Raw genomic sequence first — 793 nt, forward strand, 5'->3', positions numbered from 1 at the left:
GAGCCAGGATCAAACTCTCCAAAGAATTTGATATAGCTCTTGAAAATGACGAAGCTTGCGCTTCATTCAAAAATTGTAAAACATTTTTTTGCCTCATCGTTCAGTTTTCAAAGTTCGTCATAAAAATAATTGGTGGAGCCTAGCGGGATCGAACCGCTGACCTCCTGCGTGCAAGGCAGGCGCTCTCCCAGCTGAGCTAAGGCCCCAAAAAGGTATGATGGTCGGGAAGACAGGATTCGAACCTGCGACCCCTTGGTCCCAAACCAAGTGCTCTACCAAGCTGAGCTACTTCCCGAGAAATGGTGCACCCTGAGAGATTCGAACTCCCGGCCTTTAGATTCGTAGTCTAACGCTCTATCCAGCTGAGCTAAGGGTGCGAGACGAATGATCCTTCATGGGATATTTATTAAATGGTACCGAGGGCCGGACTTGAACCGGCACGAGGAAACCCTCGCAGGATTTTAAGTCCTGTGCGTCTACCAATTCCGCCACCCCGGCAAGGTATAATTCATGCGGTAGACTTTTTGAAAAAATGGTGCCGGCGAAAGGATTCGAACCCTCGACCCTCTGATTACAAGTCAGATGCTCTACCAACTGAGCTACACCGGCAGGTGTAAATGGTGGAGGATGACGGGATCGAACCGCCGACCCCCTGCTTGTAAGGCAGGTGCTCTCCCAGCTGAGCTAATCCTCCAAATATGTAATGCCTGGCAACGTCCTATCCTCACAGGGGGAGACCCCCAACTACTTTCGGCGCTGAAGCGCTTAACTTCCGTGTTCGGCATGGGAACGG

At 50.8% G+C, this 793-nt stretch carries 6 tRNA genes and 1 rRNA gene; all 7 read right to left on the reverse strand.

The features are described 5' to 3' along the window. Positions 1-130 precede the first annotated feature (130 nt). A tRNA-Ala gene (locus KNP92_RS15685) sits at positions 131-206 on the reverse strand. Between the two features lie 12 nt (positions 207-218). Continuing rightward, a tRNA-Pro gene (locus KNP92_RS15690) sits at positions 219-295 on the reverse strand. A gap of 5 nt (positions 296-300) precedes the next feature. Then, positions 301-377 (reverse strand) — tRNA-Arg (locus KNP92_RS15695). Between the two features lie 34 nt (positions 378-411). Continuing rightward, positions 412-498, reverse strand: a tRNA-Leu gene (locus KNP92_RS15700). 35 nt (positions 499-533) lie between these two features. After that, positions 534-609 (reverse strand) — tRNA-Thr (locus tag KNP92_RS15705). Between the two features lie 9 nt (positions 610-618). Further along, positions 619-694: transfer RNA gene (locus KNP92_RS15710), tRNA-Val, on the reverse strand. An 11-nt stretch (positions 695-705) separates the two neighbouring features. Then, positions 706-793 (reverse strand): 5S ribosomal RNA (gene rrf, locus KNP92_RS15715); the annotation flags it as partial.

The sequence above is a fragment of the Exiguobacterium sp. s122 genome (assembly GCF_018618475.1).
GTDB classification, from domain to species: domain Bacteria; phylum Bacillota; class Bacilli; order Exiguobacteriales; family Exiguobacteriaceae; genus Exiguobacterium; species Exiguobacterium himgiriensis.